The organism is Ralstonia sp. GX3-BWBA, from assembly GCF_003290055.1.
Taxonomy (GTDB): domain Bacteria; phylum Pseudomonadota; class Gammaproteobacteria; order Burkholderiales; family Burkholderiaceae; genus Ralstonia; species Ralstonia holmesii.
The window spans coordinates 293,901-312,594 of sequence record NZ_QMKS01000009.1 but is presented as its reverse complement, the minus strand read 5'-3'; the positions used below and the strand labels follow the sequence as shown (position 1 = coordinate 312,594).

The 18,694-nt window shown below is 62.1% G+C and carries 15 protein-coding genes and 3 tRNA genes; 10 read left to right on the top strand and 8 right to left on the bottom strand.

What is annotated here, in order from left to right; genetic code table 11:
- The first annotated feature begins 210 nt into the window (after positions 1 to 210).
- The 5 genes from DOD19_RS08940 (at position 211) to DOD19_RS08920 (ending at position 6,846) form a co-directional block, all read left to right on the top strand.
- Positions 211 to 2,097 carry an extracellular solute-binding protein gene (locus DOD19_RS08940; protein ID WP_112185182.1) on the top strand — a complete coding sequence of 629 codons (1,887 nt, stop codon included), beginning with the start codon at positions 211 to 213 and terminating at the stop codon, positions 2,095 to 2,097.
- Positions 2,098 to 2,113: 16 nt separating this feature from the next.
- Positions 2,114 to 3,166: a microcin C ABC transporter permease YejB gene (gene yejB / locus DOD19_RS08935; RefSeq protein WP_024975999.1), complete on the top strand. Its 1,053-nt coding sequence runs from the start codon at positions 2,114 to 2,116 to the stop codon at positions 3,164 to 3,166.
- A 14-nt stretch (positions 3,167 to 3,180) separates the two neighbouring features.
- Entirely contained in the window at positions 3,181 to 4,305 is a 1,125-nt protein-coding gene (locus DOD19_RS08930; protein WP_024975998.1) for an ABC transporter permease, read from the top strand.
- The gene (locus DOD19_RS08925) at positions 4,302 to 5,957 is read left to right on the top strand and encodes an ABC transporter ATP-binding protein (RefSeq protein ID WP_112185180.1); all 1,656 of its coding nucleotides are present in this window, start codon (positions 4,302 to 4,304) and stop codon (positions 5,955 to 5,957) included. Before DOD19_RS08930 ends, DOD19_RS08925 begins: the two co-directional genes overlap by 4 nt.
- 241 nt (positions 5,958 to 6,198) lie before the next feature.
- Entirely contained in the window at positions 6,199 to 6,846 is a 648-nt protein-coding gene (locus DOD19_RS08920; protein ID WP_024975996.1) for a C40 family peptidase, read from the top strand.
- Between the two features lie 62 nt (positions 6,847 to 6,908).
- On the opposite strand, the gene DOD19_RS08915 is transcribed toward DOD19_RS08920, so the two are convergent.
- Positions 6,909 to 7,865: a patatin-like phospholipase family protein gene (locus tag DOD19_RS08915; RefSeq protein WP_112185178.1), complete on the bottom strand. Its 957-nt coding sequence runs from the start codon at positions 7,863 to 7,865 to the stop codon at positions 6,909 to 6,911.
- 204 nt (positions 7,866 to 8,069) lie between these two features.
- Between DOD19_RS08915 and gltX the strand changes: the two genes are divergently transcribed.
- The 4 genes from gltX to DOD19_RS08895 all read left to right on the top strand — a co-directional run bounded on the left by gltX (position 8,070) and on the right by DOD19_RS08895 (position 10,004).
- A complete protein-coding gene (gltX, locus tag DOD19_RS08910) occupies positions 8,070 to 9,467 on the top strand; it encodes a glutamate--tRNA ligase (protein WP_112185176.1) in 1,398 nt (465 codons plus the stop codon).
- A 126-nt stretch (positions 9,468 to 9,593) separates the two neighbouring features.
- A tRNA-Ala gene (locus DOD19_RS08905) sits at positions 9,594 to 9,669 on the top strand.
- A gap of 118 nt (positions 9,670 to 9,787) precedes the next feature.
- Positions 9,788 to 9,863: transfer RNA gene (locus DOD19_RS08900), tRNA-Glu, on the top strand.
- A 64-nt stretch (positions 9,864 to 9,927) separates the two neighbouring features.
- A tRNA-Asp gene (locus DOD19_RS08895) sits at positions 9,928 to 10,004 on the top strand.
- A 104-nt stretch (positions 10,005 to 10,108) separates the two neighbouring features.
- On the opposite strand, the gene DOD19_RS08890 is transcribed toward DOD19_RS08895, so the two are convergent.
- The 6 genes from DOD19_RS08890 to DOD19_RS08865 all read right to left on the bottom strand — a co-directional run bounded on the left by DOD19_RS08890 (position 10,109) and on the right by DOD19_RS08865 (position 16,050).
- On the bottom strand, positions 10,109 to 11,455 hold the full coding sequence (locus DOD19_RS08890) for an MATE family efflux transporter (RefSeq protein WP_112185173.1): 1,347 nt from the start codon (positions 11,453 to 11,455) through the stop codon (positions 10,109 to 10,111).
- Between the two features lie 18 nt (positions 11,456 to 11,473).
- Positions 11,474 to 13,264, bottom strand: coding sequence for a glycosyltransferase family 39 protein (locus DOD19_RS08885; protein WP_112185172.1), 1,791 nt, complete (start codon positions 13,262 to 13,264; stop codon positions 11,474 to 11,476).
- 169 nt (positions 13,265 to 13,433) lie between these two features.
- The gene (locus tag DOD19_RS08880) at positions 13,434 to 13,694 is read right to left on the bottom strand and encodes a type B 50S ribosomal protein L31 (RefSeq protein ID WP_004626237.1); all 261 of its coding nucleotides are present in this window, start codon (positions 13,692 to 13,694) and stop codon (positions 13,434 to 13,436) included.
- Positions 13,695 to 13,897: 203 nt separating this feature from the next.
- Positions 13,898 to 14,455: a hypothetical protein gene (locus tag DOD19_RS08875; RefSeq protein WP_112185170.1), complete on the bottom strand. Its 558-nt coding sequence runs from the start codon at positions 14,453 to 14,455 to the stop codon at positions 13,898 to 13,900.
- The gene (locus DOD19_RS08870; RefSeq protein WP_112185168.1) at positions 14,452 to 15,318 is read right to left on the bottom strand and encodes a zinc-dependent peptidase; all 867 of its coding nucleotides are present in this window, start codon (positions 15,316 to 15,318) and stop codon (positions 14,452 to 14,454) included. Before DOD19_RS08870 ends, DOD19_RS08875 begins: the two co-directional genes overlap by 4 nt.
- Before the next feature lie 63 nt (positions 15,319 to 15,381).
- Complete coding sequence (locus DOD19_RS08865) at positions 15,382 to 16,050, bottom strand: response regulator transcription factor (protein WP_112185166.1); 669 nt, start codon at positions 16,048 to 16,050, stop codon at positions 15,382 to 15,384.
- Positions 16,051 to 16,426: 376 nt separating this feature from the next.
- Between DOD19_RS08865 and DOD19_RS08860 the strand changes: the two genes are divergently transcribed.
- Positions 16,427 to 16,861, top strand: coding sequence for a hypothetical protein (locus DOD19_RS08860; RefSeq protein ID WP_239497980.1), 435 nt, complete (start codon positions 16,427 to 16,429; stop codon positions 16,859 to 16,861).
- A gap of 295 nt (positions 16,862 to 17,156) precedes the next feature.
- Here the strand turns inward: DOD19_RS08860 and DOD19_RS08855 are convergent, their stop codons facing one another.
- A complete protein-coding gene (locus tag DOD19_RS08855; protein ID WP_112185164.1) occupies positions 17,157 to 18,530 on the bottom strand; it encodes a sigma-54 dependent transcriptional regulator in 1,374 nt (457 codons plus the stop codon).
- Positions 18,531 to 18,694: the final 164 nt, after the last annotated feature.

The following is an 18,694-nucleotide window of genomic DNA, read 5'->3' as shown; positions in this document are numbered from 1 at the left end:
TTAGGTGGGCGCGATCATACCGGAAAGCGAGGGGCGGCTCCGCATTTGCGCAGTGCCGCACAACCCCTGCCAGCCTTGTCAATGCGGGACGATCCCCGGGCCGGAATTGGTGGGATTGCGGTGTGAGGGCGTTAGAATCGTCCAAAACAGTTTTTCAGACAGCGATCAATCGGATCAACGCATGCAAGGATATTGGGGGCAAGGGGCGCAATGAGCGTGCGCGTTGCGACACACAAGCGAGCCATAGCGCTGGTCAGCCTGCTGGCGGCGATCTGCGTGACGCCCGCCTGGGCGGCCCATGGCTACGCCGAATATGGCGACCTCAAATATCCGGCCGGTTTCTCCAACTTCGGCTATCTGAACCCGAAGGCGCCCATCGGCGGCATGCTGCTGCTCGGCAACCCCGACCGGCGCACGAGTTTCGACAAGTTCAATCCGTTCACGATCAAGGGCACGTCGGCGCCGGGGCTGAATCAGCTTGTCTTCGAAAGCCTGCTCATTACGAGCTGGGACGAAACCGCCAGCGGCTATGGGCTGCTTGCGGACGATGTGACGGTCGCCCCCGACGAGCTTTCGGTTACGTTCCACATCAACTCCCGCGCGCGATTCTCCAACGGCGATCGCGTACGCGCGTCGGACGTTAAGTACTCCTACGACATGCTGATGGGCAAGGGCGCGAGCCCCGCCTACCGCAGCATGACAGCGGATGTGGCCAAGGTGACGGTGGTGGACGCGAGCACCATCCGCTACGAGTTCAAGCGCAAGAACAAGGAGCTGCCGCTCATCGTCGGTGGGCTGCCGGTGTTCTCGCCAAAGTGGGGCAAGGGCAGCGGCAAGCCCGATGACCCGGACGGCGGAAAGGATGTCGCGTTCGACAAACTGACCTTCCAGGACCCGGTTGCCAGCGGCCCGTATGTGATCGAGCGTTTCGATCCATCGCGCGGCATTACCTTTCGGCGCAATCCCGACTATTGGGGCCGTGACCTGAACGTGCGTCGTGGTTCGTTCAATTTCGAGCGCATCCAGTACAAGCTCTACAAGGATGAAACCGCCCGCCTGGAAGCCTTCAAGGCCGGCGAGTACGACGCCATGGTTGAGTACCGCGCCAAGAACTGGGCCAAGAGTTACGTCGGCGTGAAGTTCCGCAGCGGCGAGCTGATCAAGAGCGAATTCCCGCATCGCAACGGCGCGGGCATGCAGGGCTTTGTGATGAACCTGCGGCGGCCGCTGTTCCAGGATCTTCGGGTGCGCAAGGCGCTGGCGCTGGCGCTTGATTTCGAATGGCTCAATCGCCAACTCTTCTATGGCGCCTACCGCCGGCTCGACAGCTACTTCGCCAATAGCGAACTGGCCGCGTCGGATTCGCTCACGGGCATGCCCAGCAAGGGCGAGCTGGCGTTGCTGGAGCCGCTGCGCAGCAAGCTCGATCCGGAGGTGTTTGGCGTGCTGTCCGCGCCGCCTTCGACTGACCCTCCCAGCTCACTGCGTGACAACCTGCGGCAGGCGCGTCGCCTATTGGCCCAGGCCGGTTGGACGTACGCTGACGGCGCGCTGCGCAACAGCAAGGGCGAACCGTTCGTCTTCGAGATGCTCGACGACGGCGGCGCCATGAGCCGCGTCATGGCGGCGTATGCGCGCAACCTTGAGAAGCTCGGCATCCAGGTCAACCAGCGCATGACCGATTTCGCGCTTTACCAGAAGCGGTTGGAAGAGTTCGATTTCGACATGATCTCGCTGCGCTTTCCCGATTCGCAAAGCCCCGGCAATGAGCTGAAGGACCGCTTCGGCTCGGCTGCGGCTGACGAGGCTGGCTCGGACAACGTGATCGGCCTGAAATCGCCCGCCGTCGACGCACTGATCGACGATGTGCTGCGCGCTGACAGCCGCGACGAGTTGGTCATCGCTTCGCGCGCGCTCGACCGCGTATTGATGCAAGGCTGCTATGTGATTCCGCACTGGTATTCGGCTTCGCACCGCGTGGCCTACAACAAGAACCTGATGTACCCGGATCGTCTGCCGTATTACTACTCGGCCGAGGCCTGGGTGCTGACGGCCTGGTGGCGGACACCGGAATCCGCCCAATCGGCTGCCAAATGACCGCATCGGTGACACCATGTTCGCGTACCTGATCAAACGGTTGCTGCTTCTGATCCCGACGCTGATCGGCGTGATCACGCTCACGTTTGTCGTGATCCAGTTCGTGCCCGGTGGCCCGGTCGAACAGATGATGATGGAGATGAAAGGGCGCGGCGCCGGCGGCGAGGCCAGTGGTGGCGGCGCGTTTGACTATCGAGGCCGTCGCGGCGTCGATCCCGAGAAGATCAAGGAAATCCGCGCGCTGTATGGTTTCGACAAGAGCCCCGTCGAGCGCTATTTCCTGATGCTCGGCCGTTTTGCGCGCTTCGACTTGGGCGAGAGCTATTTTCAGCACCGTAGCGTGTGGGACCTCATCAAGTCGAAATTGCCGGTATCGATTTCGATTGGGTTATGGACGTTCTTTCTCACGTATCTGATAGCGGTACCGCTCGGCATTGCGAAGGCCGTGCGGGCGGGCAGCCGGTTTGATCTGGTGACAAGCATCATCGTGTTGGTCGGTTACGCCATCCCGGGGTTCGTGCTCGGGGTGCTGCTGCTTGTGCTGTTTGGCGGCGGCACGTTCTTCCAGTGGTTCCCTATCCGGGGCATCACATCCGACAACTGGGATCAGCTCAGCCTGCTCGGCAAGATCACGGATTACCTTTGGCACATCACGCTGCCCGTCATGGCGTCGGTGGTGGGAAGCTTTGCCGTCATCACCATGTTGACGAAGAACGCGTTCCTGGAGGAAATCCGCAAGCAGTATGTGCTGACGGCGCGTAGCAAGGGGCTGTCGGAGCGGCGCGTGCTGTGGAAGCACATCTTCCGCAACGCGCTGCTGCCGCTCGTGACGGGCTTCCCGTCGGCTTTCATTGGAGCATTTTTCACGGGGTCGCTGCTGATCGAGCAACTGTTCTCGCTCGATGGAATGGGCCTGCTGTCGTATGAGGCGGTGATGCGGCGCGATTATCCGGTCGTGCTCGGCACGCTGTACCTGTTCACGCTGATTGGGCTGGCTGCACGGTTGATTTCCGACGTGTGCTATGTGCTGGTCGATCCGCGTATCCATTTCGGCTCGGTTGGGCGATAGGCGGGCCGGCAACCATGACCCAGTATTCGCGCACTTCCACGCATCCATCCAATACGGCAGCGCCGCATCCGGTGCGACACTCGCCGTCGCCCCTCAAGCGTGCGTGGCGCCGCTTCAAGCAGCATCGGCTTGGCTATTGGAGCCTGCTCATCTTCGTGGTGCTGTTCGTGCTCAGTCTGGGCGCTGAATGCATCTCCAATGACCGGCCGCTGGTGGTCAAGTATCACGGCAACTGGTATTTCCCGATCGTGAAGGCATACCCCGAGACGACCTTCGGCGGGGATTTTCCAACACCGACGGATTACCTCGATCCGTTCATCCGAGACAAGTTCAAGGAGCCGGGAAGCTTTGCGATTTACCCGCCCAATCCGTATTCGTACGAGACGCTGAACTACTTTTCGAAGGAGCCCAACCCGGCGCCGCCCTCGGCCGAGAATTGGCTCGGCACCGATGACCGTGGCCGCGATGTGTTCGCGCGGCTGCTGTACGGCTTCCGCGTCTCGGTGCTGTTCGGGCTGGCGCTCACGGTGCTGGGCGTGCTGGTCGGCACGCTGACTGGCGCGCTGATGGGCTTCTTCGGCGGGCGCTTCGACATGGTGTCGCAGCGGCTGATCGAAATCTGGAGTTCGATGCCTGAGCTGTACTTGCTGATCATCTTCGCGTCGATCTTTACCCCCAGCCTCGGGCTGCTCATCATCCTGCTGTCGCTGTTCGGGTGGATGAGCCTGTCGGATTACGTTCGCGCCGAGTTTTACCGCAACCGCTCGCTCGACTATGTGAAGGCCGCGCGCGCGATGGGCCTGTCCAGTTGGCAGATCATGTGGCGCCACATCATGCCCAACAGCCTGACGCCTGTGATCACCTTCCTGCCGTTCCGCATGAGCGCGGCCATTCTTGCGCTTACCAGCCTGGATTTCCTGGGCCTTGGCGTACCGCCATCCACACCGAGCCTTGGTGAACTCCTCGCGCAGGGTAAGGCCAACCTGGATGCGTGGTGGATCTCGCTGTCGACTTTCGTGGTGCTCGTGCTGACCCTCGTGCTGCTGACCTTCATGGGCGACGCACTGCGCGATGCCTTCGACACGCGCCTGTCGTTCGCCCAACTGCGCACGCGCCAGAAACCCGCGGGGGTGAAATGACCCGCGTCGATCTGCGTTCCTCCGCGCCGAAGTACGACGGCCCGCTGCTGCGGCTGGATGACTTATGCGTGCATTTCGAATCCGAGCACGGCGAGGTCACGGAAGCCGTCAAGCATGTCTCGTTCGACTTGCACGCTGGCGAGCGCTTCGCGTTGGTGGGCGAATCGGGCTCGGGTAAGTCAGTGACCGCGCTATCGATCATGCGATTGTTGGCTGACGCGCAATACAGCGGCCGCATCCTGCTCGAAGGCCGTGACCTGCTTGCCGCGAGCGAGCGGGAGATGCGCGGCCTGCGTGGGGCCGATGTCGCCATGGTGTTCCAGGAACCGATGACGGCGCTCAATCCGCTGTACACGATCGGCAACCAGATCGTCGAAACGCTGGAGCTGCACGAAGGCCTGGACAAGCGCGCCGCCAAGGCACGCGCGATTGCGCTGCTGGAACGCACCGGCATTGCCGAGGCGCCGCGCCGGTTTGACGCCTTCCCGCACCAGCTATCGGGTGGCCAACGCCAGCGCGCAATGATCGCCATGGCGCTGGCGTGCTCGCCGAAGCTTCTGCTGGCCGACGAGCCAACCACCGCGCTGGACGTGACGGTGCGCATGCAGATCCTGCAATTGCTGCGCGAGCTGCAGGCCGAGTTCGGCATGGCCATCATGCTGATCACGCACGACCTGAACATGGTGCGCGTCTTTGCCGAGCGCGTTGGCGTGATGGAGCGGGGCGTCCTGGTCGAGATCGGTAACACGGCCGACGTATTTGCCGCACCCCAACATCCGTACACCGTGCGCCTGCTTGAGAGCCGCCCGCAGCGGGACGTGCTGCCGCTGGTGCCGCTTGCGCCCGTGCTGCTCGAAGCCGACAAGCTGACGGTCACCTACGAACGCCATCGCCCGGGGTTTGCCGGCTGGTTTCGAACCGATCCGTTTACCGCGGTCGATTCTGTGTCGCTGCAACTGCGCGAAGGCGAGACGCTCGGCATCGTGGGCGAATCGGGCTCTGGCAAGACCACGCTCGCGCAGACGCTGCTGGGTCTGCAAGCGGCAAAGAGCGGTGACCTGCGTTTCCTTGGCAACTCGCTGCTGCGCATTTCGCGCGACGAGCGTCGCGCTGTGCGGGCGCGCATGCAGGTGGTGTTTCAAGACCCCTACGGTTCGCTGTCGCCGCGCATGACGATCGAGGAGATCGTCGGCGAAGGGCTGGCGCTGCACCAACCCCATGTCAACGTCACAGAGCGCCGTCACCGCGTGATCGAAGCCCTGCGCGAGGTCGGCTTGGACCGCACGGCGCTGGGCCGCTATCCGCATGAATTCTCGGGCGGGCAGCGCCAGCGCGTCGCCATTGCCCGCGTGCTGATCCTCAAGCCGCAGTTGCTGGTGCTCGATGAGCCGACTTCCGCACTTGATGTGTCGATCCAGCAGCAGGTGCTTTCGCTGCTGTCCGCCCTTCAGAAAAAGTACAACCTGTCGTATCTATTCATCAGCCACGACCTTGCTGTCATCCGCGCGATGTCACATCGCGTGGTGGTGATGAAGGATGGAAAAGTGGTGGAAGAGGGCGACACTGAAGCGGTGTTGGCGTCCCCCTCACACCCCTATACCTGCAAGCTGATGGCGGCTGCCTCACTCATCCCTGCGCGGGATAACCCCTAAAACCCAATGCTTTTGCCCCGAATCAGTGCAGTTCTGATGCGCTGTTTTTGTAAGAATGCGCATCTAAAGTCATGTCTAAGTGCCTGATTTGCCTGTGGATTCCGGAGAATTTGTAACGACCTTTGACAAGTCAAAGTGTCACTTTTATCATCCTGCGAGATTGTTTTAACAAGATTCGGACTGTTCTCATTTGCGGTGCCATATCTTGGCCGCATCATTACGAGTTTCCGAGGGAGAACCAATGCAGCATTTCGTACTTCATTCCATGGCGCGTCTGGCGGTAGGGGTTGTGATCGGCTGCGGCGTGATCGTGTCGAATGCAGTGCATGCTGATACGGTCTTCAAGGACACGGAAGTCCGCGCCGACGTCAAGCCCGAAGCCAAATCGGGCCTCATCTCGAACGTGATGAGCAAGACCGGCGACGTGGTCATGAACGCACTGGGCATGATCGGCCTGCGCTACCGTTTCGGCGGCAACACGCCGGAATCGGGCCTCGACTGCAGCGGCTTCGTCCGCTACGTCTTCAACGACACCTTCGGTTTCCTGCTGCCGCGCCGCGCTGTGGAAATGAGCCGTGTCGGCACCAGCGTAGAAACAGCTGAACTGCGTCCCGGCGACTTGGTGTTCTTCAATACCATGCGCCACACCTTTTCGCACGTCGGTATCTATATCGGCGATAACAAGTTTGTACATGCGCCGTCCACGGGCAGCAAGATCCGCGTGGATGACATGACCGCCTCGTACTGGGTGACGCGCTATAACGGCGCTCGCCGCATCGAAGGCAACTCAGGCGCCGCAATCAAGGACGGCGCCGACAACTTTGTCGAGCAACTCAAGCGCGTCGATCCGAACGCTGCCGGCAAGCCGCTGGCAATGTACGGCGGTTGATTCGCTGCTGCCCAATTAGAAAAGACCGCCTTGGCGGTCTTTTTTGTTGCCTGTGAGGGGTATCAGTGCGGCGGCAGCGGGGTGCCGACGATGGTTTGCGTCAGATGCAGCTTCTCCCGCAGCAGTGGCATGGCAGCCTGGGCAGCCTGTTCGCCCGCGAGAATCGCCTCGTTGCGCGCGGTGAAGTCGCTGCCCTTAACGAACGGCAGCGACGGTGTGATCACCACATCCGCCTGGGCCAGCTCGGTTTTGTTGATGCTTTGGCCCATGATGGCCGTCGTCTGCAGCAGCATGCTCGCCTGCCCCGATACCGCCTGGTTGGACGGGTCTGCCGAGATATTCACCGCAATCACGAACGTAGCGCCCATCTGCTTGACGTACGTAACCGGCACGGGCGCCACCAGGCCGCCGTCCACGTATTGGCGGCCGCTGATCGTTACCGGCTGGAACACGCCTGGGATGCTGCACGACGCACGCACAGCCTGCCCGGTATTGCCGCGCCGGAACAGGATCGGCTTGCCGCTAGCCAGGTCCGTCGCGATGATGCCCAGTGGAATGTGCATCTGTTCGATGGGCTTCTGCTTGACCAGCCGGTTGATGTACTTCTCCAGCGCCTCGCCCTTGAGCCAGCCGCCGAAGCGCGTGCCGAAGGGCAGCGCCCAGTCGGCGATCATGGCCTCGTCCATCTTGAGCGCCATGCGGTTCATTTCCAGCCCTGACATGCCCGACGCGTAGATCGCCGCCACCACGCTACCCGCGCTCGTGCCGGTGATGAAGTCGATCTGAATGCCTTGGGCTTCCAGCATCTTGATGACGCCGATGTGCGCAAAACCACGCGCGGCACCGCCGCCCAGTGCCAACCCGATCCGCACGGGTTGTGTGGCCGGCTGGGCCGTGGGCGGCAGCACGGCCGAGGCCGGGGTGACTGGCGTTTCAGTTTTGCTGGACGAGAAACCCGTCACGGTGCAGGCGGAGAGGATGGAGGCGCCGGCGGCGCCCAGGAAGAGGCGGCGTTGCATGAGGAGGTTGGGCGGTTTGGTATGCCGCGCAGTGATGTTCAGTCGTAACCGAGCGCACTGCGGCTGGCCGCCATTGTGCCAAAGTTCAGCGACAGGTCGGCCGGATATGCGTGGCGCGGTTGCTATAATTTCGGTTTTGATAGAGGCCGCTCAGGATCCGCGCTCAGGGTCCGACCACGCGGCCTTATTCGTTCAGCCATTCCTATGACACAGCGCGTACGCACTCGTTTCGCCCCCAGCCCCACTGGCTTCATCCACCTCGGCAACATCCGCTCGGCACTCTATCCGTGGGCCTTCGCACGCAAGATGAAGGGAGACTTCATCCTTCGCATCGAAGACACCGATGTGGAGCGTTCCAGCCAGGAAGCCGTCGACGTGATCCTGGAGGCGATGGACTGGCTGGACATGGACATCGATGAAGGCCCGTTCTACCAGATGCAGCGCATGGACCGTTACCGCGCCGTGGTCGCGCAGATGGTGCAGCAGGAACTGGCTTACCCGTGCTACATGAGCACCGAAGAGCTCGACGCCCTGCGCGAAGCGCAACGCGAGCGCGGCGAGAAGCCCCGTTACGACGGTACCTGGCGCCCCGCGCCGGGGAAGGTTTTGCCGACGCCGCCAGCGGGCGTGCAACCTGTGATCCGCTTCAAGAACCCCATCGGGGGCAGTGTCGTGTGGGACGACGCAGTGAAGGGCCGCATCGAGATCTCCAACGACGAACTCGATGACCTCGTGATCGCCCGCCCTGATGGCACGCCCACGTACAACTTCTGTGTGGTCGTGGATGACATGGACATGCAGATCACCCATGTGATTCGCGGCGACGACCACGTCAACAACACGCCCCGCCAGATCAACATCCTGCGCGCGCTAGGCGGTACGCCGCCGGTTTACGCTCACTTGCCGACCGTGCTCAACGAGCAGGGCGAGAAGATGAGCAAGCGCCACGGTGCCATGGCTGTTACGGGCTATCGTGATGCGGGCTATCTGCCAGAAGCCATCGTCAACTACCTTGCCCGCCTGGGCTGGGCGCACGGCGACGCGGAGATCTTCTCGCGCGAGCAGTTCATCGAATGGTTCGATCTCGAGCACCTGGGCAAGTCGCCCGCGCAATACAACCCTGAGAAGCTCGCCTGGCTGAACAACCACTACATCAAGCAGGCCGACAACGCGCATCTGTCTGGTCTGGTGAAGCCGTTCATCGAAGAGCTGGGTGGCAAGGTGGATGGCGGCCCCGTGTTGGCCGACGTGATTGCGCTGGTGAAGGATCGCGCCAACACGCTTCGTGAAGTCGCCCAAACGGCGCTGCTGTTCTATCGCACGGATCTGGCTGTCGATCCGGCACTGGCTGCGCAGCACCTCACCGACGATGTGCGTCCGGGCATTGCCGCACTGGCTGAGAAGCTCGGCGCGCTGCCTGAGTGGAAGCGCGAGGCCATTGGCGCCGCCTTCAAGGAAGTGCTCGCGGCACAGGGTTGGAAGATGCCGAAGCTGGCGATGCCGGTGCGCCTGCTGGTGGCAGGACAACTGCAAACGCCGTCGATTGATGCGGTGCTGGAATTGTTCGGCCGCGACGTTGTTCTGCGTCGTCTAACGGCGTGATGTGTGCGGCGCAAAAAATTTTGCGGAAGGGTATTGCCAAGCGCTAAATACATCCCCTATACTCTTGTTTTCGCTGCAACACGAAGCGAAATGCAGTGAGAAGCAAGCAGTAAAAGGCAGTACCTCGGGGCTATAGCTCAGCTGGGAGAGCGCTTGCATGGCATGCAAGAGGTCAGCGGTTCGATCCCGCTTAGCTCCACCAAAATGCCGGAAGATTCGATTCAAAAAATAATTTGAAAAGAGGCTTCCAAAACGCAAAAAAGTTCGTTATAGTAGCGGACTTCGCAGCGTAAGACAGAAAGCGTTGCAAAACAGTTTCTGTCCCCTTCGTCTAGAGGCCTAGGACATCACCCTTTCACGGTGAGTACAGGGGTTCGAATCCCCTAGGGGACGCCAAAACAAGAGCTTAACCAGAAGCTCATTAGCAAAATCAGTCTCTAGCTGATTTTGCAACCGACACGGAGCGGTAGTTCAGTCGGTTAGAATACCGGCCTGTCACGCCGGGGGTCGCGGGTTCGAGTCCCGTCCGCTCCGCCAAATCAAAACCCGCTGCTTGCAGCGGGTTTTTTCTTTTGCGCTTTGCATTCAATGCAAGCCAATCAAGATTGATGCTGCTTTAAAGTGAGTGTGAATGGCTCGCTTTAATCGGCAACGCGGCTTACGCGATTGAAATAGCTGACCAGCAACGCGCCAGCCACCATCAAACTGAGTCCATTGGCGGCCCAGAAGCCGGCTGCCCCGCGCAGTGCCGCGGCAACGTCCCCCAACAGCCCAAATCCGAGCGCATAGCCGCCACCAAGGCCAACACCCCACAGCGATAGCGCATAGATGACGGTTGGGATGAGAGCGATCTTGTATGCGCGCAGGATGAACGCTGTCATGACTTGCAGCGCATCGAACATCTGATAGAAGGCGATGAAAGGCAGCAGCGGCACCGCAATCGCCAGGACAGCGGCATCGTGCGTGTAGAGGCTGACCAACTCGCGCCGCAAGAACAACACGGCCGCGCCAACGATGACCGCACACATCACCGCCAACTTGATGCCGTTCAGCGAGATGCGCCGAGCTGCTACGCGATCGCGGGCCCCGATTGATTGCGCTGCCAGCGTGGATGTCGCGATCGATAGCGACAGCGGCACCATGTACGCAACCGCTCCAAGGTTGGCGGCAATCTGATGCCCGGCCAGTGCCACCGTGCCAAGGCGCGCGATGAAGATCGCCATCAACGTGAACGACGTGATCTCGATCAGGTAGGTGAAGCCCATCGGCACACCCAGGCGTACCAGTGCCCACAGCCGCGCACGGTTAGGGGGCGAGTAGTGCGCGAAAATCGCGAAGGGCTTATAAGCCGGATTGCGCATCAGGATGGCGGCCGCTGCGACGAACCACAGCCAGCTGATGATCATCGAGGCGAGTGCGCAGCCCGGGCCGCCCATCGCAGGGACGCCCATGCCTCCATAGAGAAACAAGGCGTTGAGAGGAAACTTGATGGCGAGGCCGGCGAGCTGCAGCATCGTCACCATCACCGGGCGCGACAGCGCGTTGTTCAACGCAGAGTAGATCCGGAAGCCGAGCGCCGCAGGCAATGCGAGCGCTTCATACCGCAAATAGGCGGTGGCTTTCTCGGTGAGTTCCGGCGTGGCGTTTGCCAGTTGCAGCAGCGGGGCTGGGAACCACAGGATCAGCATGCCGATTGCCGCGAGCACCAGTCCGAGCCAAACTGCCTGGCGCACTTCTTCGCCGATCTCGCCGTACCTTTGCGCTCCGTAGAGTTGTCCGGCGATAGGCGAGAGCGCTTGCAGCACGCCCATCAAGCTGATGTACACCGTCACGTAGATCGACCCGCCGAGCCCGATGGCCGCGAGGTCTGCCGCAGAGGCGCGGCCGGCCATCGCCGTATCGAGTACGCCGAAGGCGATGACAGCCAACTGGCCGATCAGTACCGGCCAAGCCAGTTCGGTAATGCGGCGGACGTCGGCGACAAACATGTGGGTGCTACGGAAACGTTATTGGCGTAGCTTGCGCCGGCGTGTGGTTGCCGGTGTCGGCGGCGGATGTGTGGCGGCAGCAGCCTCGGTCAGGCGGTACATGCGGAAGTGCTCGTCGCGGTCGGCGGGACGGCGGCCTTCCCAGACCAGGCGCCACTCGTAGTTGGAGACGCTCGTCGGTGCGCCGTAGTCGTACGGGTCGTGGCGCAGCAGGATGTCGCAGTTGTCTTCGGCGCTACCAAAACGGATGTGGCCGAAGTACGCAAACGAGGCAAGTTGCGCATCGCCCATGCGGATCGGCTGCACGCACGTGTAGGTACGCGGCAGTGCAAGGGCGGCCGACTGCGCGACGTCGCGATATGTCTTGGCGTAGTTGATGGTGGGCAGCCACAGCGTCATCATCAGCACCCACATCAGTGTCGTGCCGGCGGCCGAGATCACCACTGCACGCCAGATGGCCTTGGGCGCCCGCGATGTGCGCCAGACGACGATGAGCACCCACGCCGCGGTCACGAGCAGCGCGCTGATCAGCGCTGTCCAACTGAACTCGGGTCGATAGCCCGGCACGATGCGATACACGTTGCGCGCGAGCTGAGGCGGAAAGCCCGTCATCTTGGCGATCCACAGCAGCCATAGCGTCCCGCCCAGGATGGTGAAGGCCAGCAGCGCAAACCAGTCGATTGCGCTGATGGCGCCTCGTTTGAGCGTCGGCAGCGCGAACGTCGCCATCACGGCCATCGGTGGAATCAGCAGCAGGAATCCGTCGTCGCCCGGGTGGGGCTGCATGAGCAGCAGCACTAGCTGCGGCAGCAGGACGGCCAACGGCAACGTGATATGCGGAGCGGTGCGCATGCCGCCCCAGCTCTTCCACGCCCATGCAGCCAGCGGCCAGACTGGCCATGCGAATAGTGGCAGGTTGCGAGCGACAAAGCCGAGCGAATGAGCCGTCGGGCCAGCGTATTGGTGGCGATCGAAGCGCGCCCATTCGCGGACGTACGTCACCGCGTCAGTCGGATTATTTGCCAGCAAGTACGCCATCGCCGGCCATGAGCATCCCAGCGTGAGCGACACGGGCAGCGCAACTGTCAGAAGCGGCCGTAGCGGCAGCACACGCGTGGCATGCGCGGCGATCAACACGGCCACCATGATTGTCAGTGGCAGGATTGGGCCGCCCGCCAGCGACAGGCAGCCGATGCCGATGCCATAGATGAGGCTGCCGTGTACCGGCTTGTCGAGCGCCCGGATCAAGCCATACACCGCAACCGCCACGAAGCACAGCGCCCCGACCAGCGGTGTCGTTTCGTGACCGCGCTGTGCCAGGCCCACACAGGCGAGGAAGATCAGCAGCGCGCCATCGGCCAGCGTACGGCCGTAGTCGCGCGTGTTGGGCTGGCCACCGAAGACGAATTCAAACGGTTGAACTTCCGCGCGGCGACCCAGCAGATAGGCGCCATACCAGATGCATGCGCTGGTGACGAAGAAGAAGAGGGCGGTGGCCAGGCGCGACGCATCCGCCGGCCCGAGCCATTGTCCGAAGAGGCGAATGAACGCGCCGCCGATCCAGAACACCAGCGGCCCCGATTGCACGATGGGGCGCCCGACGATGTTCGGCATTAGCCAGTCCTGCGCGTTGCCGGTGGCCAGCGTCCACATCGCGCCGAAGCCGGCGGCGTCTTCGTTCTTCCACGGGTCGCGCGAGAATAGCCCTGACAGGCCGTAGATCACGCAGATGGCGAGCAGCAGCCAACGCGGTAACTCGCGGGTGGCGGCAGCAGTCAGGCGGATGCGCGAGACGCGGGTGGTGTTCATCGAGTGTCAGACCGGGCGAGCCCGGTCGGGGTTGCACAGCGACGTGCGGATCGTAAAGAGGGGCCGAGCCAACGGCCTACCATGTGCCGAGAAACAAAAAAGGCAGCCGGAGCTGCCTTTTTCTGACCAATGAGACGGGCCATCTGGTGAGCCGTCTCCGGCGCCGGTATTACTTGGCAGCCTTGCCGATCTTGCTGCCGAACTTGTTGCGGAACTTTTCCACGCGGCCTGCCGTGTCCAGAACCTTTTGCTGGCCCGTGTAGAACGGGTGCGATTCGGACGAGACTTCGATCTTTGCCAGCGGATATTCCTTGCCGTCCAGCGTGATCATTTCCTTGGTCTGGATGGTCGAGCGGGTGATGAACTTGAAGTCGCTGGACATGTCCTGGAACACGACTTCGCGGTAATTCGGGTGAATGCCTTCTTTCATGATGGGCCCTGGGGTAGAGGTAGCCAATTCGCGGCGCGCTTCAGGTGCTCACATGGTAGGAGCCACCGTGCGACCAGCCCTCGAATCACTTGCCGGGTGGAGAAACGAGGATTATGCCAGAGAAACAAAGGCTTGGGCAACGCGCTTGCCGCAAAATCCGTCGTGTCGGCGCATCGAAAAGTGACTCGGGAGGCCTATTTCGATCAAGGTTTGGCCAAGCGTTCGATCGTGAGCACGCCGTGGCCGTCCAGATCCATGATCTTGGTGTCGCCGACGCGCAACGAGGTGTCGAGATTGCGGGCCCAGGTGTCGACGCGTGCAGGGGCCTCGGTGTCGGGCGACGGCTGGAACCGATGCAGCGTCACGCCGATCGACAGCGTCTGGAACTCGCCAGACACGACCATCGGCCGCAGGGTGACGTCCACGCCGGTCTTGGCCCAGCGGTGGCGCATGAATTGGCAGGTAGTGGTGTCGCAGCCTAGCGGGATCGTGTCATCGGGCAGGCCGGCGGCGAAGCGCGCCTCCCATTCTTTGCGAGGCATTGAGCCACCCACGTCGTATGTATGGGTACGTTCGAGTAGTGCGACGTGCTGGCCCGTGGCGGATGTATCGGCCGAAAGCGTGACGCGTTTGGTCTCGGATTGCCCATCGAATTGCGCGGTGACGCTGAGGATCACAGGCACGGTCGGTTGCGCCAATGCGGTGCCGGCAGCGAGGCAACAACCGAGCAGCGTTGTGCGAAGCGCTTGGTGAATCGTCATGGCAGGAATCCCTCCTGGCGTTGCTCAGCGTCCAGCATGCGCCGTGCCGCATCTTGCAGGTAGAAGGCTTGCAGGAGCGAGTACAACGAAGGAAGCGTCTCAAGCAAGGCCACCGGTTCAACGAAGAACACTTCCGACGCTACCGCAAAGAACTCGGCCGGATGCTGTGCGCCATAAGGGTCGAGCAATGAAAGGATCGGGTCGTCGCCCCACCGGCGCTCCGGAATCTGCTCGCAACGATTGGCGAAGGCGTCGTACTCGGCATAGAGGTCATCGGCCCATTGCTCGCGGTCAACATTGGCATGCAGGCGCGATGAAAACGCCGGGATGCCGTCCGACTCGCCGTTGAGCATATCGAGCTTGTGTGCAAACTCGTGTACGACCACGTTGTACGGCTGCACGCCTGGCTCAGCTAGTGCGCCCCCGAGTTCGATGTCCTGCCACGAGAGGATGACGGGGCCGTGCTCCCATGCCTCCCCGGCAGCTTCTTCACGCACGTTGTGCACGACGCCGTCTTCATCCATGACTTCCTTGCGGATGACGAACTCGCCGGGGTAGATGACCACGCCGTGCCATCCGCCGTACCACGACATGCCCAGCTCCAGGATCGGCACACTGGCTTGCACGGCAACGCTGATCACCATGTCGTCGGTGAGCGGCAAATCGTGCGCGGTGGTGAATTCCTTTTCGGCGATGAAGAGCGTGGCCGTTTCACGCAGACGTGCAAGGTCCGCGTCGGACCAGTCGAGCAGGAAGGGCAGGCCATCGAGCGCACGTGACCACAGCGCGTCGGAGATGGCGTAACGGGTCAGGCGCCGCGTGCGTGCGCGGCCGGAGAACCACCGGAGGACGGACGAAAGCATGCGTCCAGTATATCGGCCGTCGCTTGCAGCTTTGCGACGCGCGCTTGCGCCCTTGTCGGAGGATCAGGCGACTGAGAGGAGTCGTGCACCGCGCTGATTGGCGACATACACGGCCTCGGTGCGGCTACGGACTTTAAGGCGCCGATACAGCGTGCTGATATGCGCCTTGGCTGTTGCCTCGGAGATGTTCGGCATGCGGCTGATGGTCTTGACCGGATGCCCGCGTGAGAGCAGCACCAGAATCTCGTACTGCCGCGGCGTAATGCCGAGCAGCTTCGGATCGGTCTGCGGATCGCCCGCGAGCGCCGGGTTGGGCGCGCCGTCCAGGCGCGATTCCGGCAGCAGCGCGCTGGCCGGAATGTATTGACCACCCACCAGAACCAGCTCCAGCGAAGCCGCGATGACTTCGCCCGGCGAGTGCTTGAGTGTGTAGCCTGACAAGCCCATCTGCATGAGCGTGCGGATGATGTCGGGCGATTCGGATTCGGCCAGCACGACCACGTGGCGCGCGTGAGGCCGGTGCATGATCTCGCCGATGGCCGACAACTCGTCCAGATGTGGCAGCGGCAGGCCGATCACAAGAAGACCGGCGTCGGCATTGGTTTCGATGGCGTCGAACATCCCTTCGTCCGGTTCGACGACTGTGACGCCAGTGACGCCTTTGAGCGTCCGTAGCAGGTGCGCAATGCCTGTACGCACCAACGGATGGGCTTCGATCAAAACAGTGTTCATCGTTGTTCTCGACCTGTTACCGATCTTGCGAACATCCTTGTCGCCCAGGCGAGATGCAGGCCGGAGCAGACCCCCGTTCCGAATCATTTTAGTGGCGGAAGTCAAAAATGACAGGCGCCACGGCCATGCCTCGGGACCCTCATTGCTGCGTCCTGGGTACTGTAGCCCAGCGTTTGCCAGGGCGAGCAATTCGACCACCGGAGAACCCGCGTCCACTAACAGCGGTTTTTATGGCGACAGCTGTTTCAGTCGCGACACGAAAATCGCATGCCATGCCGGGTTGGGCGGTTCTCCGTATGGAAAATATCCCGTTAAAACAAGGCGTTAGCCGTCATGGCATGGATGTCGCTCTATACCCGTCGGGGAGGAGCGAGCCATGCCGACAATCGCGCAGCGCTGTGCTCGACGTTTGCCGTTCGGGTGGACGGTCGAGAAGACCGGAGTGGTCGCGAATCGCACGGCCATGATCGTCATGATGCCGGTGCTCGCGGTAGACGGGGATCTCGTCGTGCGGCGTGCAATCACGCTGCTGATCGCCCTTCGAAGCGTTCTCGCCGATACGTTGCCGGCGCGACTCGCATTCGGTCTCATTCCCACCCGCGCATTCGATCCATCCACCTGTTCTGTCGTGTCCGCACTCACGGACGGCGAACTGAGTACGTCGCATGCGTGGCTTAACAATCCAACGGCGACGTGGCTTGCGCAATCCCCCCGGAAGTGGGGTGCTGCCGGGTTGTGCCAGCTACCGCGCCAGATAGCCTGCGCCGCAACAGTCTCTTGGCAAAGGTTGTCGCTGGTTGCGCGGCCCTAGGTGCACCAAAATGTGGCGCTTTCGCAACGTACGCCGAACAGCCCGACATGGCGGCTGTTCAACGGTTTCGTGCTCCGTCCCCCGGCGGGCACTCTTTTCTCAATAGCCATCCTCGAGCGGGATCCCGATGCAAGTCAATCTGACAGCGTTTCCAGCGCTGGCGCCTCAGGTTCCTTCGGGCGCCAGCCGCAGAATTCAGTGCACTGAACCAAGTATTGATGGGTCGGATGAGCAGTGCTGGAAGTGGGCCCTGTCCAGCCGCCCCCTGGACGGAATCAAACCGATGAGACCGAGCCTAGGCCGTATGCAGCGGATGCTCTGCCCGAATGCCGTGCTTCTGCATCAGCCGATACAGCGTGACGCGAGACACTGCCAATTCGCGCGCCGTCATGCCCATATGGAAGCCGTTGCGCGCGATGGCCGTGCGGATGGCATCCGACTCGGCGCCTTCGCGCGCTTCTTCCAGCGTCTGGCCCGACACGGATGCATAGCCTTCGAGGTGCAGGTCAGCGGCGGAGATCTTGCGGTTGTCGGTCATCACCAGCGCGCGGCGCACGCGGTTGATGAGTTCGCGCACGTTGCCCGGCCATGGGTAATGCATCATCGCGTGCAACGCGCAGGGCGTGAACCCGCGGATGCGGTGCGACGCTTCGCTGGCGTGCTGGGCGAGGATATGTTCTGCCAGCAACACGATGTCGCTGCCGCGCTCGCGCAGCGGTGGCACCGACAAGGTCAGCACGCACAGTCGATGAAACAGGTCGGTGCGGAATCCGCCGTGATGTTGGGCCGCTTCCAGATCCACGTGCGTTGCCGAGATGATGCGGAGGTCCAGCGGAATCGCCTGATGCCCGCCGAGCCGCGTGATCGTGCCTTGCTGCAGGAAACGTAGCAGGCTGACCTGGCTCTCGAGCGGCAGGTCGCCGATTTCATCGAGGAACAGCGTGCCGCCATTGGCATGCTCGACCCAGCCGATATGACGTTGATGCGCGCCGGTAAATGCGCCTTTTTCGTAGCCGAACAATTCGGACTGGATCAGGTGCGGCGGAATCGCCCCGCAGTTGATGGCGATGAACGGCCCGCTTGCGCGCGAAGAAGCTTCGTGAATGGCCTGCGCAGTCAGCTCTTTACCGGTGCCAGACTCGCCCGCGATAAAGGCTGGCGCACTGTTCTGCGCGACCTTGCGGATGGCGCGGAACAGGTTATGCATGACCGGGCACTCACCCAGCATGCGCGCATGATTTGCCTTGGGCGCCGGCGTGGCTTCCTGGGCGAGCGAGGCCATGCCCCAGGCGTGACGCAGCGAATACGCAGCCTCGTCCGTACGCAGCGGCATCTGGACGTAGTCCACGCAGTAATCGCGCACCAGCTGGCGTACGCGCTCGTGGTTCAGCATGGCTGGCGGCAGCGCTGCCACCCAACCCACGTGCGAGACCTGCATGCAGCGTTCGAGCAAATCCAGCTCCGCAGCCGAGAACGCGCTGCTGAAATCGACCAACCCCGCCACGGGAACGCCGTCGCGAATGGCGCAACCCAGTTCACGCATCGACGTTACGCGCCGCACGTGCCACTCCGCACCCAGAATCGTCTCGTCAATCTCCCCCATCCCCGCGCGCGACGCCACCACGACGGTTCGGCACGCAGCAGTACATTCCAGCGACTCTTCGCGCATGGTTTCCCCCGTTCCATTCTTGGTGTGGTTCGTTCTTTGCCGAGGCGGCTCGGCCAGGGCAGGCTTGCAGTATGGTTGCCGGGTTTCTGTTTTGCGATGAAGTTTAAGGACGATGGAAGCAAACGCTTGCGCGCGAGCCCTGTAATGCAAATGAACTAGCGAAT